Genomic DNA, 17,431 nt, shown 5'->3' on the forward strand with positions numbered 1-17,431 from the left:
GGCGGCGCGATGGGCGAAGATGGACCGCATGACCGTTCCGAGAATGCGCCAGGTGGTGCTGGACACCACCGATCCGCGCGGGCTCGCCGAGTTCTACCGCGAGCTGCTCGCGCTGGAGTACCGTCCGGGCGACGCGCCGCCCCCACCCGGCGCCGACGACCCGCTCGGGCGCGACTGGCTTGTGCTGTGCGAGCCCGGCGGCCCGCCGAGGATCGCGTTCCAGCACGTGCCCGAGCTGACCCGCCCCACCTGGCCGGCCGGCCACGACGTCCCGCAGCAGCTGCACCTGGACCTCACCGTGGACAGCGTCGCCGAGCTGGACGCTCAGCATCCACGCGTGCTCGGCCTCGGCGCCACGCTGCTGCTGGAGCGCCTCGACGACCCCGACGAGCCCTTGCGGGTCTATGCGGACCCGTCCGGGCATCCGTTCTGCATCTTCGTGAGCTGAGCCATATCCGCCGAACCCCGCGATCGCCCGCACGTCTTGGAGAAGCCAGCACGGCGACGGCTCCGGAGGACACTGTGACATCAGTTGGTTTCATCGGCCTGGGCACGATCGGCCAGCCCATGGCACTCAATCTCGCGCGTTCCGGCGCCGACCTCGTCGTGTGGAACCGCACCGTCTCCCGCACCGAGCCGGTGCGAGCGGCCGGCGCATGCGTCGCGTCGACCGCCGCCGACGTCTTCGCGCAGGCCGAGGTCGTCATCCTGATGCTTGCCGACGCCGCCGCCGCGGACACGGTCCTCGACGGCATCGACCTGACCGGCCGCATCGTGGTCCACATGGGCACCATCGCGCCGGAGGACTCGTCCCGGCTGGAGTCGGCCGTCCGGGCCGCCGGCGGCACCTACGTCGAGGCGCCGGTCTCCGGCTCCCGCATCCCCGCCGAGAAGGGCGAGCTGGTCGCGATGCTGGCCGGCGACCCGGCCGCGGTGGAGACGGTCCGCCCGCTGCTGGCGCCGATGTGCCGCGAAACGGTCCTGTGCGGCCCGGTGCCGGACGCGCTCACCATGAAGCTGGCCACAAACATCTTCATGCTGTCAAGCGTCGTCGGCCTTGTCGAGTCGTTCCACTTCGCCGCCCGCCACGGGCTCGACCTGGGCACGCTTCGTTCCGTCGTCGACAACAGCCAGATGGCCAGCGGCATCTCCCGCGTCAAGTCCGCCAAGCTCGCCACCCGCGACTTCTCCCGCCAGGCCGGCACCGCCGACGTTCTGAAGAACCTCCAGCTGGTGGCCGGCGCCGCACGTGCCGCCGGCGCCTCCACCCCGCTCACCGAAACCCTGACCCGCCTGATCGAGGAGACCGTCGTCCAGGGCCACGGCCTCGACGACTTCATCGCCCTCCTCCAGGTCCTGGAAGCCCGCGACAGCTAGGGCCGCCTCGCCCGACCGCCCCGGAGGCTCACTCGACCCCGAAAATCTCGTCCAGGACGAGCTGAGCCCGCCGGGGCATACACGGCAGACCGGTGTCTGGACGCAAGAAGGCCCGGAGAGCGCCGAGACGCTTTCCGGGCCTTCTGAGAGTGGGATCAGGCGCCCGCGGCCGACTTCAGGTCGGCGGCGCGGTCGGTGGACTCCCAGCGCAGGTCGGGCAGCTCGCGGCCGAAGTGGCCGTAGGCGGCGGTCTGCTGGTAGATCGGGCGCTTCAGGTCCAGGTCGCGGACGATGGCGGCGGGGCGGAGGTCGAAGACCTCGTTGATCGCCTTCTCGATGCGCTCGACCGGCACGTTCTCGGTGCCGAAGGTCTCGACGAAGAGGCTGACCGGGTGCGCCTTGCCGATGGCGTAGGCGACCTGGGTCTCGCAGCGCTCCGCGAGGCCGGCGGCGACGACGTTCTTCGCGACCCAGCGCATGGCGTAGGCGGCGGAGCGGTCGACCTTCGACGGGTCCTTGCCGGAGAACGCGCCGCCGCCGTGCCGGGCGTAGCCGCCGTACGTGTCGACGATGATCTTGCGACCGGTGAGGCCGGCGTCGCCCATCGGGCCGCCGATCTCGAAGCGGCCGGTCGGGTTCACAAGCAGGCGGTAGCCGTCGGTCTCGATGCCGAGGCCCTCCAGCTCCGGCGCGATCACGTGCTCGCGGATGTCCGGCGTGAGCAGCGACTCGAGCGAGATGTCCGCGGCGTGCTGGGTGGAGACCACGACGGTGTCCAGGCGGACCGGGCGCAGGCCGTCGTACTCGATGGTGACCTGGGTCTTGCCGTCCGGGCGCAGGTACGGCACGGTGCCGTCCTTGCGGACCTGGGACAGGCGGCGGGCCAGGCGGTGCGCGAGCGCGATCGGCAGCGGCATCAGCTCGGGCGTCTCCGAGCAGGCGAAGCCGAACATCATGCCCTGGTCGCCGGCGCCCTGCGAGTCGAGCAGGTGGTCGGACTCGCCCTCGCGGGCCTCGAGCGCGGTGTCGACGCCCTGCGCGATGTCCGGGGACTGCGCGCCGATCGAGATGCTGACGCCGCAGGACGCGCCGTCGAAGCCCTTCTTCGAGGAGTCGTAGCCGATGGCCAGGATCGTGTCGCGGACGATCGTGGGGATGTCGGCGTACGCCTTCGTGGTCACCTCGCCGGCGACGTGGACCTGGCCGGTGGTGATGAGCGTCTCCACGGCGACCCGGCTGGCCGGGTCCTGCGCGAGGAGCGCGTCCAGAATGCCGTCGCTGATCTGGTCAGCGATCTTGTCTGGGTGGCCCTCCGTGACCGATTCGGAGGTGAACAGACGGCGTGCCACGGTGCTCCTCTAGGTAAGTCGAATGAGAACTGCAGTGCAGCCTAGTTGTCTACCAAATCCATGGGGTAGGAAGGGAAGCCCTAGGCGGTGGTCGAGCTTAGCTGTCTGACTACCAGATCGAGCACGGCGTCCGCCAGATCTTCCTTGGGGCGCTCGCCGAACTCTGTCGCGGAGCCGTCAGCTGCTAAAACCGTAGCTGCGTTCGAGTCGGAGCCGAAGACCTTGTCCACGCCGACCTCGTTGACGACGATCAGGTCGGCGCGTTTGCGGACAAGCTTGCCGCGCGCGTTCTCGATCGCGTCGTGCGTCTCGGCGGCGAACGCGACAAGCACCTGCCCGGGCCGCTTGCGCGCGCCGAGTTCGGCAGCGATGTCCGGATTGGTGACCAGCTCGATGACCGGCGCGGCCCCGTCGTCCGATTTCTTGATCTTCTGACCGGCGACCGCGGCGGGCCGGAAGTCGGCCGGGGCGGCGGCCATCACCACCACGTCCGCGCCGTCCGCGGCCTCGACCACGGCCTTGCGCAGCTCCTCGGTGGTGCCGACGCGGATCACGTCGGCGCCGGGCGGGTCACCGAGCGACACGTTCGCTGAGACGAGCGTCACCCGGGCGCCACGTGCGGCGGCAGCGGTCGCGAACGCGTACCCCTGCTTGCCGGACGACCGGTTCCCGAGGAACCGGACCGGGTCGAGCGGCTCGCGCGTGCCGCCGGCGGTGACGACGACGTGCTTCCCAGCAAGATCAGGTGCCTGCGGGGGTACGCCTCGCGCCAGCACCCGCCGCGCGAACGCGAAGATCGCCGCCGGGTCGGGAAGCCGGCCCTTGCCGGTGTCAGCGCCGGTCAGACGGCCGGAGGCGGGCTCGATCACCAGGTTGCCCCGCTCACGCAGCAGCGCCACGTTGGCGACCGTGGCCGGGTGCTCCCACATCTCGGTGTGCATGGCCGGGGCGAAGATCACCGGACAGCGCGCGGTGAGCAGCGTGTTCGTCAACAGATCATCGGCCAGGCCGTGCGCGGCCCGGGCCATCAGATCCGCGGTGGCGGGCGCGACCAGGACGAGGTCGGCGCTCTTGCCGATCCGCACGTGCGGGACCTCGTGCACGCCGTCCCAGACCTCGTCGGAGACGGGCTGGCCGGAGAGCGCGGCCCAGGTCGGGGCGCCCACGAACCGCAACGCGGCGGCGGTGGGCACCACCCGGACCCGGTGACCGGACTCGGTGAGCAACCGCAGAAGCTCACACGCCTTGTAGGCGGCGATTCCGCCCCCGACTCCGAGGACGACCTGCGGGCTCATCGTGGCATTACGGCGCGTCGGTCGGCTCTGCCGTGAGCAGGCCGGAGTTGATCTCGCGCATGGCGATGGAGAGCGGCTTCTCCTGCGGCGTGGTCTCGACAAGCGGGCCGACGTACTCCAGCAGGCCCTCGCCGAGCTGGCTGTAGTACGCGTTGACCTGGCGGGCACGCTTGGCGGCGAAGATCACGAGCGCGTACTTGGAGGTGGTCTTCTCCAGCAGCTCGTCGATGGGCGGGCTGGTGATGCCTTGCGGGTCAGCGATGATTCCCACGGTGTGTCAAACCCCTACATCGGTCGACGGCGGAAGTGGTGCGGCTGCACCGGAGTACAGCACTGCCGCACCGGAGTGCAACCAAATGATCAAGTCTGAGGCTGCGGTTGCGCCGGTGTCAATAATGGCGAACTGAGCAACCCTACCAGCTCGTCAGCGGCCCGCTCGACGTAGTCGTTGACGATCGTCTGGTCGAAGAGCGACTGCGCGGCCAGCTCCTCGTCCGCGTGCGCCAGGCGCCGGCGGATGGTCTCCTCGTCGTCGGTGCCACGGCCGATCAGGCGGCGGCGCAGCTCCTCGACCGAGGGCGGGGCCAGGAACACCAGCTGGGCCTCGGGCATGGCGGCCTTGACCTGCCGGGCGCCCTGGAGGTCGATCTTCAGAAGCACCGGCGCACCCTCGCGCAGCCGGGCCTCGACCGGGCCACGGGGCGTGCCGTAGAGGTTGCCTGCGAACTCGGCCCACTCAAGCAGCTGGTCACCGGCGCGCAGGCGCTCGAACTCGGCGCGGTCGACGAAGAAGTAGTGCTCGCCCTCGACCTCGTAGTCACGCATTCGCCGGGTGGTGGCCGAAACTGACAGCCAGATCCACGGCGAACGCAGGCGGATCAGCTCGATCACGCTGTCCTTGCCGACCCCTGAGGGGCCGGAGAGGACGGTGAGCCGGGCTGGCGGGCGGGCGTCGTCACTCATGCTCACAAGCTAATTCCTACACGGTGCCCCGCACGGGCCTGCAGCGAACCCCGGATTCCCGGTGTTCGCCACAGACCCGCACGGAGCGTGTCCGACCGTGGACAGAGCCTTGAAAGGGCTCAGTTGGTCGCGAACTCCGCGAGCAGAGCCTTGCGCTGCTGCTCGCCGAGGCCACGAAGGCGACGGCTCTCGGCGATCTTGAGCTTCTCCATGATCTGGGTGGCCCGGATCTTGCCGATGCCCGGCAGCGCCTGGAGGACGGCCGAAACCTTCAGCTTGCCGACGACGTCGTCGCCCTCAGCGCGGTCGAGCACGGAGGCGAGGGTCGTCTTACCCTGCTTGAGCTCCTCCTTGAGCTGAGCACGAGCCTTACGGATCTCAGCAGCCTTCTCCAGCGCGGCTGCACGCTGTTCGGGGCTCAGTGACGGGAGCGGCACCAGTTCTCCTCAGGTCCCTTACGCGCCGGCGTTCACTGCCGGCGCTCTGTGAAACGTGGTGTGACCAGGAACCAAAGGGGCATGTGGTTCCCAGCGCCGGGAAAACTAGCGGTCAGCGCGGCTTTCGGCAACGTGGCCACACCATGATCGACTAAGCGTGACTAGGCAATTACTCAGCTCACGGCGGACAATGCCGCCCTGACGTCGTCCAGCGCACGGTCCGCGGCGGCCCTCAGCCCGGCAATTTCCGGACCCTTTCCGAGAACTTCGCGGGAGTACGTCGGAAGCACCGAGCCGATCGCGGAGCCGAACACGGTGCGTAGGTCCCGAGCGGTACCACCCTGGGCCCCAAGACCCGGCGCGAGCAGCGGACCGTTGACCTTAGAAAGATCATGTCCGGTGTCACCCACCGTGGCGCCCACGACGAGACCCATGCTTCCGATCGGCGTCACACCCGCGTTGACCTGGGAAATCTCGTCAATCACCGTTTGCGCGACAGTTCGGCCGTCCGCGGCGACCGCGTGCTGAACGGAACGCCCTTCCGGATTTGACGTGAGCGCGAGAACGAAAACGCCGCCGCCATTCTTCGTCGCCAGGTCGAACATCGGAGCCAGCGATCCGACCCCGAGGAACGGGCTGGCGGTGATCGCGTCGACATACAGCGGGCTGGATGGATCAAGGTACGCGGTCGCGTACGCGGCCACAGTCGAGCCGATGTCGCCCCGCTTCACGTCCAGCAGGACAAGCGCTCCGGCCTCCCGTAACTGTCGGATAATTGACTCAAGGACCGCCAGTCCCTTAGATCCGAATTGTTCGTAAAAGGCCGATTGTGGCTTGAACACCGCGACCCTGTCCGCGAGGGCCTCCACGACCGTCTCGCTGAACCGCGTGAGGCCCTCGATGTCGTTGCTCAGACCCCATCGCTCCAGCAGACCCGCGTGCGGGTCGATTCCGACGCACAGTGGGCCGCGCGCGGCCGTCATCCGGTTCAGCCGGACCCCGAAGCTCTCCATCGGACACGCCCTTTCCTCGGGCCACCCGGGGGCGGCCACGTCGTGTTCCTACCGCTAAATCGTGTTTTAGTCCGGTACCCGACAGACAACTCTGCCGTCGTACCCCCGATCAGGGGTCTTGACTTTCTGCGGAGCAGAACAGGTATCACTGCCTGCGGAACAGAACAGGCGGCGCTGCCTGCGGAGCAGAGGGGATCTAGCCGGCGGCGGCCGCGGCGGCGATGCCGCGTCCGATGCGGACGATCTGCTCGTCGGTCGTGATGTACGGCGGCATCGTGTAGATCAGGTCCCGGAACGGCCGCAGCCAGACGCCCTCGCCGGCCGCCGCCTCCGTCGCCGCCCGCATGTCGACCGGGTGGTCAAGCTGCACCACGCCGATCCCGCCAAGCACGCGCACGTCACGAACGCCCGCAAACCCGCTGAGAGGCTCCAGAACCACTCGAAGTCCCTTTTCCAGCCCGCGAACCCGCCCGGACCAGTCCTGACCCCGCAGGAGCGCGATGGAGGCGTTCGCGACCGCGCAGGCCAGCGGGTTGCCCATGAACGTCGGCCCGTGCGCCAGCCCGCCGCCCTCCCCGTCCGAGACGGCCCGCGCCACCTCGCTCGTGCACAGTGCGGCAGCCAGCGTCAGGTAACCGCCGGTCAGCGCCTTGCCCACGCACATCACGTCCGGCACGACGCCGGCGTGATCGGCCGCGAAGAACTCGCCGGTCCGCCCGAACCCGGTCGCGATCTCGTCAAAAATCAGCAGAATCCCGTGCTGTGCGGTGATATCCCGCAAAATCCGGAGATAGCCGGGGTTGTGGAAGCGCATGCCGCCCGCCCCCTGCACCACCGGCTCCACGATCACCGCGGCAAGCGTGTCCGCGTTCTCCGCCACGGTCCGCACCAGCGTGTCCACGTAGGACCCGTCGAGCGGCGAGTCGAAGTCCCCGGGCGGGGGCGGCGCGAAGACCTGCCGGGGCAGCACGCCGGTCCAGAGCGCGTGCATCCCGCCGTCCGGATCGGTCACGCTCATCGGGTTCCAGGTGTCGCCGTGGTAGCCGCCGCGCCAGGTGGCGAGCCGCTGCCGCTCCGGACGCCCGACAGCGCGCTGGTACTGCAACGCCATCTTGAACGCGACCTCGACACTCACCGAGCCGGAGTCGCAGAGGAACACGTGCTCCAGGCCGTCCGGCGTCAGCTCGACGAGCGTCCGGGCCAGCGTGACGGCCGGCTCGTGGGTGAGCCCGCCGAACATCACGTGGCTCATCCGGCCGAGCTGGTCGCGGACCGCCTCGTCCAGCACCGGGTGCCGGTAGCCGTGGATCGCCGCCCACCAGCTGGACATGCCGTCGATCAGCTCGCGGCCGTCCGCGAGCGTGAGCACCGCGCCGGCCGCTTCCGAGACCACGAAGGGCTCGGAGCGGCCGGGCATCGGGCCGTAGGGGTGCCAGACGTGCGCCCGGTCCAGCCGCAGCAGCTCGTCCGGCGCGGTCATCGCCGGACCGAGGCCGCGGCCCGCACCAGCGCGGGCCCGCCGTAGATGAATCCGGTGTAGAGCTGGATCAGCGCGGCGCCCGCGTCGAACATCCGGGCCGCGTCGTCCGGCGTCATGATCCCGCCGACGCCGATGATCGGCAGGTTCCCGTCGGTCTCCCGGTGCACGAACGAGACCACCTCGCGCGCCCGCCGGGTGAGCGGGCGCCCGGACAGGCCGCCTACCTGCTCCGATGTGGAGAGATCCGCGGGCGCGAGACCGTCACGGGCCAGCGTGGTGTTGGTCGCGATGATCCCGGCCACACCGGTGTCCGCGCAGACCTCAAGCGCCTCGCCGATCGCGGCGTCAGTCAGGTCCGGCGCGATCTTCACAAGCACCGGCAGCCCGTCCGCCTCCTTGACCAGCGCGCCGAGCAGCTCACTCAGGTGCTCACGCCCCTGCAACTGCCGCAGCCCCGGCGTGTTCGGCGAGGAGACATTCACCGCGATGTAGTCCGCGTGCGCCTTGAGCAGCCGCAGCGAGGTCAGATAATCCTCGACCGCGTCCTCCAGCGGCGTGACCTTGGACTTCCCGAGGCTGATGCCGAGCGGAACCGGGAGCTTCTGCCCCAGCCGCTCCGCCAGCGCGGCCGCGCCCTCGTTGTTGAACCCCATCCGGTTGATCACGGCGGCGGACTGCCGCAGCCGGAACACGCGCGGCTTCTCGTTGCCCGGTTGCGCGAGCGCGGTGACAGTGCCCGCCTCCACGAACCCGAAGCCGAGCGCCGGCCACGCGGCAAGCGCGACCCCGTTCTTGTCCATGCCGGCCGCGAGCCCCACCGGGTTCGGGAACCGCACGCCGAACACGTCGACCGGGTTATCGGTCCCGTACTTTCCAGACAAGATCGACAGCGCCGAGGGTACGCCCGAGAGCTGCGCCAGCCGCTGCAGTGTCCACTCGTGCGCCCGCTCCGCATCCCCGCCCCCGACCCGGAACAGCGCCGGGCGGGCGAACTGCTCCCAGATCACTTGACGCCCTTCATCGCGGTCCCGGCCCTGATCACGCGGAACGCGTGGACATCGGCCTCGCCTGAGCGGCCCGTGCCGCGAGGAAGGGGGTTCACTGAGCCGCCTTCATCGCCGCGTGCAGATCCTGCAGCGGCCGGACCTGCATCTGCCCGTTGATCGTGGCCTCGATGCCCATCACCGCGGCGGACGCGCCCGGCACCGTGGTGATGCACGGGATGTCAGCGGTCACTGCCGCACTGCGGATCTCGTAGCCGTCCGAGCGCGCGTGTGCCCCGGAGCCCTGCGGCGTGTTGATCACCAGGCTGATCTCGCCCCGCACGATCAGCTCGACCGCGTTGGTGCCAGGCCCCTCGTAGTGCTTCGGCACGATCTCGCACGGGATGCCGTACCGCCGCAGCACCTCGCCGGTCCCGGCGGTGGTGACGATCTCGAAGCCGAGGTCGGCCAGCCGCTTGATCGGGAAGATCATGCCGCGCTTGTCCCGGTTGGCGACGGAGACGAACACCCTGCCGGAGGTGGGCAGCGAACCGTACGCGGCGGCCTGCGACTTCGCGAACGCCTGGCCGAATCCGGTGTCGATGCCCATCACCTCGCCTGTGGACTTCATCTCCGGCCCGAGCAGGCTGTCGACGCCCTTGCCGGCCGGCGTGCGGAACCGCTTGAACGGCAGTACCGCCTCCTTGACCGCGATCGGCGCGTTGTCCGGCAGGTGCCCGCCGTCGCCCTCGGCCGGCAGGATGCCCTCGGTGCGCAGCTCGGCGATTGTGGCGCCGAGCATGATCCGGGCAGCGGCCTTGGCAAGCGGGACCGCTGTCGCCTTGGACACGAACGGCACGGTCCGGGACGCGCGCGGGTTCGCCTCGAGCACGTAGAGGATGTCGTCCTTGAGTGCGTACTGCACGTTGAGCAGCCCGCGGACGCCGACGCCGCGCGCGATCTCCACCGTGTACCGGCGGACCTGCTCCAGGTGCGGGCCGGCCAGCGTCATCGGCGGCAGCACGCAGGAGGAGTCGCCGGAGTGGATGCCGGCCTCCTCGATGTGCTCCATGACGCCGCCGAGGTAGACCTCGCCGTCCGCGTCGCAGAGCGCGTCCACGTCGATCTCGATCGCGTCGTCAAGGAACCTGTCGACGAGCACCGGGTGGCTCTCGGAGATCTCCGTCGCGCGTCCGATGTAGTCGGCGAGCGTGGGCTCGTCATAGACGATCTCCATACCGCGGCCGCCGAGCACGTACGACGGCCGGACCAGCACCGGGTAGCCGATCTCGTCCGCGATCGCCTTGGCGTCCTCGAAGCTGACAGCGGTGCCGTGGTCCGGCGCGCGCAGCCCCGCCTTGGCCAGCACCGCGCCGAACGCGCCCCGGTGCTCGGCCAGGTGGATCGACTCCGGGCTGGTGCCGACGATCGGCACGCCCGCGTCCTTGAGGCGCTGGGCCAGGCCGAGCGGCGTCTGGCCGCCGAGCTGCACGACCACGCCGATCACGCCGGGCCCGCCCGCGGCCTTGCCTGAGGTGTCCTCGGAGTGGAAGACCTCAAGCACGTCCTCGAACGTGAGCGGCTCGAAGTAGAGCCGGTCCGCGGTGTCGTAGTCGGTGGAGACCGTCTCCGGGTTGCAGTTGACCATGACGGTCTCATAGCTGACACCCCCGAGGGGACCCCCCCCGCGCAGCGCCATCACCGCGTGCACGCACGAGTAGTCGAACTCGATGCCCTGGCCGATCCGGTTCGGGCCGGAGCCGAGGATCAGCACCTTCGGCCGGTCCGACGGCTCGACCTCGGTCTCCTCGTCGTAGGTCGAGTAGTGGTACGGCGTCTTCGCGTCGAACTCGGCCGCGCAGGTGTCCACGGTCTTGTAGACCGGCCGCAGCGCGAGGCGGTGGCGAAGCACGCGCACGCCGTCCTCGCCCGCGAGCTCGGGCCGGATCGCGGCGATCTGCCGGTCGGAGAGACCGGCCCGCTTGGCGGCCCTGAGCAGGTCGAGATCGAGCACCGGCGCGGCCTCGATCTCCGCGCGCAGTTCCAGAAGCGAGACGATCTGGTCAAGGAACCAGGGGTCGATGCCGCCGCTGGCCAGGTGCACCTGCTCGATCGTCGCGCCGAGCCGCAGCGCCCGCTCGACCGTGTAGAGACGGCCGTCGTGCGGGATCTTCAGCGCCTCGAGCGTGTTCTCCACAGTGGCATCGGCGGGGTCCGGCGTGGTCCAGAAGCCGCCGGCCTTCGTCTCCATCGAGCGCATCGCCTTGTTCAGCGCCTCGGTGAAGTTGCGGCCCAGGCTCATCGCCTCGCCCACCGACTTCATCGTGGTGGTCAGCTCCGCGTCCGCGCCGGGGAACTTCTCGAACGCGAAGCGCGGGATCTTGACGACCACGTAGTCGAGCGCGGGCTCGAACGCGGCCGGCGTCTCCTTGGTGATGTCGTTCGGGATCTCGTCGAGCGTGTAGCCGATCGCCAGCTTGGCGGCGATCTTCGCGATCGGGAAGCCTGTCGCCTTGGAGGCGAGCGCGGACGACCGGGACACGCGCGGGTTCATCTCGATGACGACCAGGCGGCCGTCCTTCGGGTTGATCGCGAACTGGATGTTGCAGCCGCCGGTGTCCACGCCGACCTCGCGCAGCACCGCGATGCCGACGTCGCGAAGCGTCTGGTACTCGCGGTCGGTGAGCGTCATGGCCGGAGCCACCGTGACCGAGTCGCCGGTGTGCACGCCCATCGGGTCGATGTTCTCGATCGAGCAGACCACCACCACGTTGTCGTGGCGGTCGCGCATCAGCTCGAGCTCGTACTCCTTCCAGCCGAGCACGCTCTCCTCGATCAGCACCTCGTGCACCGGGGAGTACGAGAGGCCGGCGCCGGCGATGCGCTCCAGGTCCTCCATGGTGTGCGGCATGCCGGAGCCGAGGCCGCCCATGGTGAACGACGGGCGCACGACGACCGGCAGGCCCAGCTCGGCGACAGTGGCGCGGACCTCGTCCATCGACTTGCAGACGCGCGAGCGCGGGGTGTCGGCGCCGGCCTTGGCGACGATCTCCTTGAACAGCTGCCGGTCCTCGCCGCGCTGGATGGCGTCGATGTTCGCGCCGATCAGCTCCACGCCGTACTTCTCCAGCACGCCGTTCTCGTGCAGCGCGACGGCGGTGTTCAGCGCGGTCTGGCCGCCGAGCGTGGCCAGGATCGCGTCCGGCCGCTCCTTCGCGATGACCAGCTCGACGAACTCCGGCGTGATCGGCTCGACGTAGGTGGCGTCGGCGAACTCCGGGTCCGTCATGATCGTCGCCGGGTTCGAGTTGACCAGGCTGACCCGGATGCCCTCGCTGCGCAGCACGCGGCAGGCCTGGGTGCCGGAGTAGTCGAACTCGCAGGCCTGGCCGATGACGATCGGGCCGGAGCCGATGACCAGGATGTGCTTGAGATCGTCCCTTTTAGGCATTGGCCTTACGCCCTTCGACAAGCTCGACGAAGCGGTCGAACAGGTAGTCGGCATCGTGCGTGCCGGCCGCCGCCTCGGGGTGGTACTGGACAGTGAAAGCGGGCACCTCAAGCGCCCGCAGCCCCTCGACCACGTCGTCGTTCAGGCAGACATGCGAGACCTCGACGCCGCCGAAGTCGGTGTCGATCACGGTGTTGAGCGGCGCCTTCACCGCGAACCCGTGGTTGTGCGAGGTCACCTCGACCTTGCCGGTGGTCTTGTCGAGCACCGGCTGGTTGATGCCGCGGTGGCCGTACCCCAGCTTGTAGGTCTCGAAGCCGAGCGCGCGCCCGAGGATCTGGCTGCCGAAGCAGATGCCGAAGAGCGGCACCTTCTTCGCCATCACCGCGCGGGCAAGCGCGACCGGGTGGTCCGCGGTGGCCGGGTCGCCGGGGCCGGGCGAGAAGAAGACCGCGTCCGGCGAGACCGCAAGCAGCTCCTCAAGCGACGAGGTGGCCGGCAGGATGTGCGTGGTGACGCCGCGGGCCGCGAGCCGGCGGGCGACGTTCGCCTTGATGCCCAGGTCCAGCGCGGCGACCGTGTACCGGTGCTCGCCCTCCGCCTCGACCGTGTAGGCGGCGGAGGTGGACACCTGCGCCGAGAGGTCGGCGCCGAGCATCTCCGGCTGGGCCTGCACCCGCGCCTGCAACGACGCCGGGTCGAGGTCGACCGTGGAGATGCCGACCCGCATCGCGCCGCGGTCGCGCAGGTGCCGGGTGAGCGCGCGGGTGTCGATGCCGCTGATCCCGACCACGCCCTCCTCGGTCAGCCGCTCGCCCAGACCGCCGGTCGCGCGCCAGTTGGAGCCGATCCGGGCGGGGTCGCGGACCACGTACCCGGCGACCCAGATCTTCGACGACTCGTCGTCCTCGCCGTTCACGCCTGTGTTGCCGATGTGCGGCGCGGTCTGCACCACGACCTGGCGGTGGAAGGACGGGTCGGTAAGCGTCTCCTGGTAGCCGGTCATGCTCGTGGTGAAGACGGCCTCGCCGAACGTCTCCCCCTCCGCGCCGTAGGACTCACCGCGGAACGCACGGCCGTCCTCCAGGACCAATATGGCGGGCTTCCTCACTTCACTGCCTTTCCGTCCAGAACCGTCGGCTCGCCGCGCAGGAACGTCGCGACGATCCGCCCGGGCAGGCTCATACCGGCGTAGGGGTTGTTCTTGCTGCGGCTGGCCGTCTCCATCGGGTCGACGGTCCGGGTCGCGGCCGGGTCCACGAGGGTGAACGTGGCCGGCGCGCCGGGCAGCGGGTCATGTCCGTGGTCGGTGAGACCGGCGATCCGGGCCGGCGTGCGCGACATCCGCTCCGCGACCAGGTCCCAGTCGATCTCGCCGTCCTTTTCGAGCGAGCCGGTGCTGAGCACCACCGAGAGCGCGGTCTCCAGGCCGACCATGCCGGGGCGGGCATACGCCCACTCGCACTCCTTGTCCTCCACGGCGTGCGGCGCGTGATCGGTGGCCACGATGTCGATGATGCCTTCCGCAAGCGCGGCGCGAAGAGCCTTCACGTCATCGGGGGTACGCAGCGGCGGGTTGACCTTGAAGACCGGGTCGTAGCTCTCCGCCCGCTCGTGGGTCAGCACCAGGTGATGCGGCGTGACCTCGGCCGTCACCCGTACGCCGCGCGCCTTCGCCTGCCGGACCACCTCGACGCTGCCGGCCGTGGAGAGGTGGCAGACGTGCAGGCGGGAGCCGACGTGCTCGGCAAGCAGCACGTCCCGCGCGATGATCGCCTCCTCGGCGACCGCGGGCCAGCCGGTCAGGCCGAGCCGGGTGGCCACCTCGCCCTCGTGCATCTGCGCGCCCTCGGTGAGCCGCGGCTCCTCCGCGTGCTGGGCGACCACGCCGTCGAACGCCTTGACGTATTCGAGCGCGCGGCGCATCAGGCGCGGGTCCGCGACGCAGTGGCCGTCGTCGGAGAAGATCCGCACGGTGGCGGCGGAGTCGGCCATCGCGCCGAGCTCGGCCAGGCGCTCGCCGGCCAGGCCCACGGTGACCGCGCCGATCGGCTGCACGTCGACCAGGCCCGCCTCCCGGCCGAGCCGCCAGACCTGCTCGACCACGCCTGCCGTGTCCGCGACCGGCGAGGTGTTCGCCATCGCGCAGACGGCGGTGTAGCCACCGAGCGCGGCGGCCCGGGAGCCGGTCTCCACCGTCTCCGCGTCCTCACGGCCGGGCTCGCGCAGGTGCGTGTGCAGGTCCACGAGGCCGGGAAGCGCGACCAGACCCGTACCGTCGAGGATGTTGTCTGGTTTGTCCGATCCTGGCTCTTTGACGACGCCGTCTTCGATCAGAAGATCACGCGGCGCGCCGCCCAGGACGCTGACGTTGGTGATCAGGTACGCCACTGTTACTTGCCTCCGAGCAGGAGATAGAGGACGGCCATCCGGACGCTCACGCCGTTGGCGACCTGTTCGACGATCGTGGAGCGGGGCGAGTCGGCCACCTCGGGCGAGATCTCCATGCCCCGGTTCATCGGGCCGGGGTGCATGACGATCGCGTGCTCCGGCAGCCGGGCCATGCGCGCGCCGTCCATCCCGTAGCGGCGGCTGTACTCGCGGGCCGACGGGAAGTAGGACGCGTTCATCCGCTCGTGCTGCACACGCAACATCATCACCACGTCGCTGTCCGGCAAAACGGAGTCCAGGTCGTAGGAGACCTGCGCCGTCGCGCTGATGTCGACAGGGATCAGCGTCGGCGGGCCCACGAGCGTCACCTTCGCGCCGAGCGTGGCGAGCAGCACCACGTTCGACCTGGCGACGCGGCTGTGCAGCACGTCGCCGACGATCGTCACGTTCAGCCCGGCCAGCCGGCCCAGCCGCTCGCGCATGGTGAACGCGTCGAGAAGCGCCTGGGTCGGGTGCTCGTGGGTGCCGTCGCCGGCGTTGACCACCGAGCCGTCCACCCAGTTCGCCAGCCGGTGGGGGGCGCCGGACGCGCCGTGCCGGATCACCACCGCGTCCGCGCCCATCGCCTGAAGCGTCAGCGCGGTGTCCTTCAGGCTCTCGCCCTTGGAGACGCTTGAGCCCTTGGCGGAAAAGTTGATCACGTCGGCGGAGAGCCGCTTCGCGGCCGCTTCGAAACTGATCCGGGTACGCGTGGAGTCCTCGTAGAACAGGTTCACCACGGTCCGGCCGCGCAGCGTGGGCAGCTTCTTCACCTCGCGGCCGCCGGTCAGCCGGGCCAGTTCGCGCGCGGTGTCCAGGATCAGCGTGGCGTTGGCCGCGTCCAGGTCGCTGGCGTCGCGCAGGTGCTTGATCATGCGTCGCTCCCGTACAGCTTGACCTCGTCCAGACCGTCGATCTCGGCGAGCGCGACCTTCACGCTCTCGCTCAGCGCGGTCGGGATGTTCTTGCCGACGTAATCGGCGCGGATCGGCAGCTCCCGGTGACCACGGTCGACAAGCACCGCGAGCTGCACCGAGGAGGGCCGGCCGAGGTCGGCGAGCGCGTCAAGCGCGGCCCGGACCGTGCGGCCGGAGAAGAGCACGTCGTCCACCAGGATCACCCGGAGGCCGTCGACGCCGCCCGGGGGCACGTCAGTGGGCCCGAGCGCGCGGGCCGCCTTCAGCCGGAGATCGTCGCGGTAAAGCGTGACATCGAGCGTGCCGACCGGAACGGCGATACCCTCGAAAGCGTGAATTCGGGCGGAAAGCCGCTTCGCAAGCGGGGCGCCCCGGGTGGGGATGCCGAAGAGCACGGTGTCTCGCGCACCCTCGGTCTTCTCGAGGATCTGATGTGCGATCCGGTCCACGACCCGCTGGACGTCGGTCTCGGCAAGGATGACCTTGCCGTTTCCGGTCTGGGCCGGGACGGTCTCGGGCGATGTCTCCGGGGCAGCGTCGTGCAACGCCACTCGGACCTCCTTCCCCGCCTCACTGGACGGGTCGTTAAAGGATGTCTGCGCCGGTCAGCCGACCGGTGGCTGCACGCTACGTTACCAGCGTCCCCACCAGCCACTCCGCTGACATGCGGGTGACGTGGCTGACTACCGACTCAGGAAAGCGAAAAACCGGTCAAGTCCTATGATCTCGCCAACTGGACCGTAATCGCCACTTGACCGCGTGTCGTTCGCGACGTACCGTCACGCAGCGTAGCGATCGCGCGGTGGGTCCAAGCCCACGCCAGCACTGGAGTGTCCTGATGCCCTCTGAGTACGCCAAGTCTTTGGGCGCCCGACTGCGCTCTATCCGCCAGCAGCAGGGCCTTTCCCTGCAGGGTGTGGAGGAGAAGTCGAACGGGCGCTGGAAGGCCGTCGTCGTCGGCTCCTACGAGCGCGGTGACCGCGCGGTGACCGTCTCCCGTCTGGCCGAGCTGGCCGACTTCTACCGGGTGCCGGTCTCCGAGCTGCTGCCCGACGGCAGCGGCATCCGGCACGAGCCGACCAACAAGATCGTCCTCGACCTCGAGAAGCTCTACGACGAGGCCGGCGAGGACCTCGCGTACGTCGCCCGTTACGCCCGCGCCATCCAGCAGCAGCGCGGCGACTACAACGGCCGGGTCCTCTCCATAAGGGCCGACGACCTGCGCGCGCTCGCCATCGTCTACGACATCTCCCCCTCCGGCCTGATCGAGCGCCTCACCGAAGCGAACGTGCTGGTCGCCGACCCGCGCGCGTTCTTCGCGTCCTAAGGCGTCCCAGGGCCGTCCCCGGCCCTGACCGGGCGGTCCGTGCCCCCGACCCAGCACGGCCCGCCCGCGGTTGACCCGCCACAACCGGCCGGCCCCCTCTGCCGGCCGCATACTCCATCCCCTCACGCTTGGCCCGCCGCGCCGCGCATCGCTACGCAGAGCGCCTCGGCCTCGCGCACCGGACCGCGCAGCTCCCGCTGCGCGGTTTTCGCGTTTCCGGGCTCGCCGGCGGTGCGTCGATTCCGACATGTCCGGCCTATCGGCAACCCGCCGGTCCCGTTGCCGCACCAAGACGGTGATCAGCACGAATGGACGGCCACGCAGCGCAGTCAAGGTCGGCTTGTCGAAGCGCGCAAAACCCCACAAAAACCCCTCCGCGGGTACGCGAAAAGCCCGCCGGGCCGGGGCC

General features: G+C 69.8%; 16 protein-coding genes. 3 read left to right on the plus strand and 13 right to left on the minus strand.

Going from position 1 to position 17,431, the window contains the following annotated elements:
* The first annotated feature begins 28 nt into the window (after positions 1-28).
* A complete protein-coding gene (locus ACIA8K_RS04060; protein ID WP_396054738.1) occupies positions 29-448 on the plus strand; it encodes a VOC family protein in 420 nt (139 codons plus the stop codon).
* Between the two features lie 74 nt (positions 449-522).
* On the plus strand, positions 523-1,377 hold the full coding sequence (locus ACIA8K_RS04065; RefSeq protein WP_396054740.1) for an NAD(P)-dependent oxidoreductase: 855 nt from the start codon (positions 523-525) through the stop codon (positions 1,375-1,377).
* A 155-nt stretch (positions 1,378-1,532) separates the two neighbouring features.
* On the opposite strand, the gene metK is transcribed toward ACIA8K_RS04065, so the two are convergent.
* The 13 genes from metK to pyrR form a co-directional block, all read right to left on the minus strand.
* The gene (metK, locus tag ACIA8K_RS04070; protein ID WP_396054742.1) at positions 1,533-2,726 is read right to left on the minus strand and encodes a methionine adenosyltransferase; all 1,194 of its coding nucleotides are present in this window, start codon (positions 2,724-2,726) and stop codon (positions 1,533-1,535) included.
* An 80-nt stretch (positions 2,727-2,806) separates the two neighbouring features.
* The gene (gene coaBC, locus ACIA8K_RS04075; RefSeq protein ID WP_396054744.1) at positions 2,807-4,021 is read right to left on the minus strand and encodes a bifunctional phosphopantothenoylcysteine decarboxylase/phosphopantothenate--cysteine ligase CoaBC; all 1,215 of its coding nucleotides are present in this window, start codon (positions 4,019-4,021) and stop codon (positions 2,807-2,809) included.
* 7 nt (positions 4,022-4,028) lie between these two features.
* Positions 4,029-4,292 carry a DNA-directed RNA polymerase subunit omega gene (gene rpoZ / locus ACIA8K_RS04080; RefSeq protein ID WP_033341757.1) on the minus strand — a complete coding sequence of 88 codons (264 nt, stop codon included), beginning with the start codon at positions 4,290-4,292 and terminating at the stop codon, positions 4,029-4,031.
* Positions 4,293-4,381: 89 nt separating this feature from the next.
* The gene (gene gmk / locus ACIA8K_RS04085; protein ID WP_396054746.1) at positions 4,382-4,984 is read right to left on the minus strand and encodes a guanylate kinase; all 603 of its coding nucleotides are present in this window, start codon (positions 4,982-4,984) and stop codon (positions 4,382-4,384) included.
* 119 nt (positions 4,985-5,103) lie between these two features.
* Complete coding sequence (mihF, locus tag ACIA8K_RS04090; protein WP_033341759.1) at positions 5,104-5,421, minus strand: integration host factor, actinobacterial type; 318 nt, start codon at positions 5,419-5,421, stop codon at positions 5,104-5,106.
* Between the two features lie 173 nt (positions 5,422-5,594).
* Entirely contained in the window at positions 5,595-6,434 is an 840-nt protein-coding gene (gene pyrF, locus ACIA8K_RS04095) for an orotidine-5'-phosphate decarboxylase (RefSeq protein ID WP_396054748.1), read from the minus strand.
* A 196-nt stretch (positions 6,435-6,630) separates the two neighbouring features.
* Positions 6,631-7,914, minus strand: a complete 1,284-nt coding sequence (locus ACIA8K_RS04100) for an adenosylmethionine--8-amino-7-oxononanoate transaminase (RefSeq protein ID WP_396054750.1) — start codon at positions 7,912-7,914, stop codon at positions 6,631-6,633.
* The gene (locus tag ACIA8K_RS04105) at positions 7,911-8,921 is read right to left on the minus strand and encodes a quinone-dependent dihydroorotate dehydrogenase (protein WP_396054752.1); all 1,011 of its coding nucleotides are present in this window, start codon (positions 8,919-8,921) and stop codon (positions 7,911-7,913) included. Before ACIA8K_RS04105 ends, ACIA8K_RS04100 begins: the two co-directional genes overlap by 4 nt.
* 91 nt (positions 8,922-9,012) lie before the next feature.
* Positions 9,013-12,348, minus strand: coding sequence for a carbamoyl-phosphate synthase large subunit (carB, locus tag ACIA8K_RS04110; RefSeq protein WP_396054754.1), 3,336 nt, complete (start codon positions 12,346-12,348; stop codon positions 9,013-9,015).
* Positions 12,341-13,459: a glutamine-hydrolyzing carbamoyl-phosphate synthase small subunit gene (carA, locus tag ACIA8K_RS04115; RefSeq protein WP_396054756.1), complete on the minus strand. Its 1,119-nt coding sequence runs from the start codon at positions 13,457-13,459 to the stop codon at positions 12,341-12,343. The genes carB and carA overlap by 8 nt, the downstream gene beginning before the upstream one ends.
* On the minus strand, positions 13,456-14,739 hold the full coding sequence (locus tag ACIA8K_RS04120) for a dihydroorotase (RefSeq protein WP_396054758.1): 1,284 nt from the start codon (positions 14,737-14,739) through the stop codon (positions 13,456-13,458). The genes carA and ACIA8K_RS04120 overlap by 4 nt, the downstream gene beginning before the upstream one ends.
* A gap of 2 nt (positions 14,740-14,741) precedes the next feature.
* Entirely contained in the window at positions 14,742-15,653 is a 912-nt protein-coding gene (locus ACIA8K_RS04125; RefSeq protein ID WP_396054760.1) for an aspartate carbamoyltransferase catalytic subunit, read from the minus strand.
* On the minus strand, positions 15,650-16,240 hold the full coding sequence (pyrR, locus tag ACIA8K_RS04130; protein WP_396055628.1) for a bifunctional pyr operon transcriptional regulator/uracil phosphoribosyltransferase PyrR: 591 nt from the start codon (positions 16,238-16,240) through the stop codon (positions 15,650-15,652). The genes ACIA8K_RS04125 and pyrR overlap by 4 nt, the downstream gene beginning before the upstream one ends.
* A 293-nt stretch (positions 16,241-16,533) precedes the next feature.
* On the opposite strand from pyrR, the gene ACIA8K_RS04135 reads away from it, so the two are divergent.
* Positions 16,534-17,022 carry a transcriptional regulator gene (locus tag ACIA8K_RS04135; RefSeq protein WP_396054762.1) on the plus strand — a complete coding sequence of 163 codons (489 nt, stop codon included), beginning with the start codon at positions 16,534-16,536 and terminating at the stop codon, positions 17,020-17,022.
* The last annotated feature ends 409 nt before the right edge of the window (positions 17,023-17,431 follow it).

Source organism: Catenuloplanes sp. NPDC051500 (assembly GCF_044454585.1).
Lineage (GTDB): Bacteria > Actinomycetota > Actinomycetes > Mycobacteriales > Micromonosporaceae > Catenuloplanes.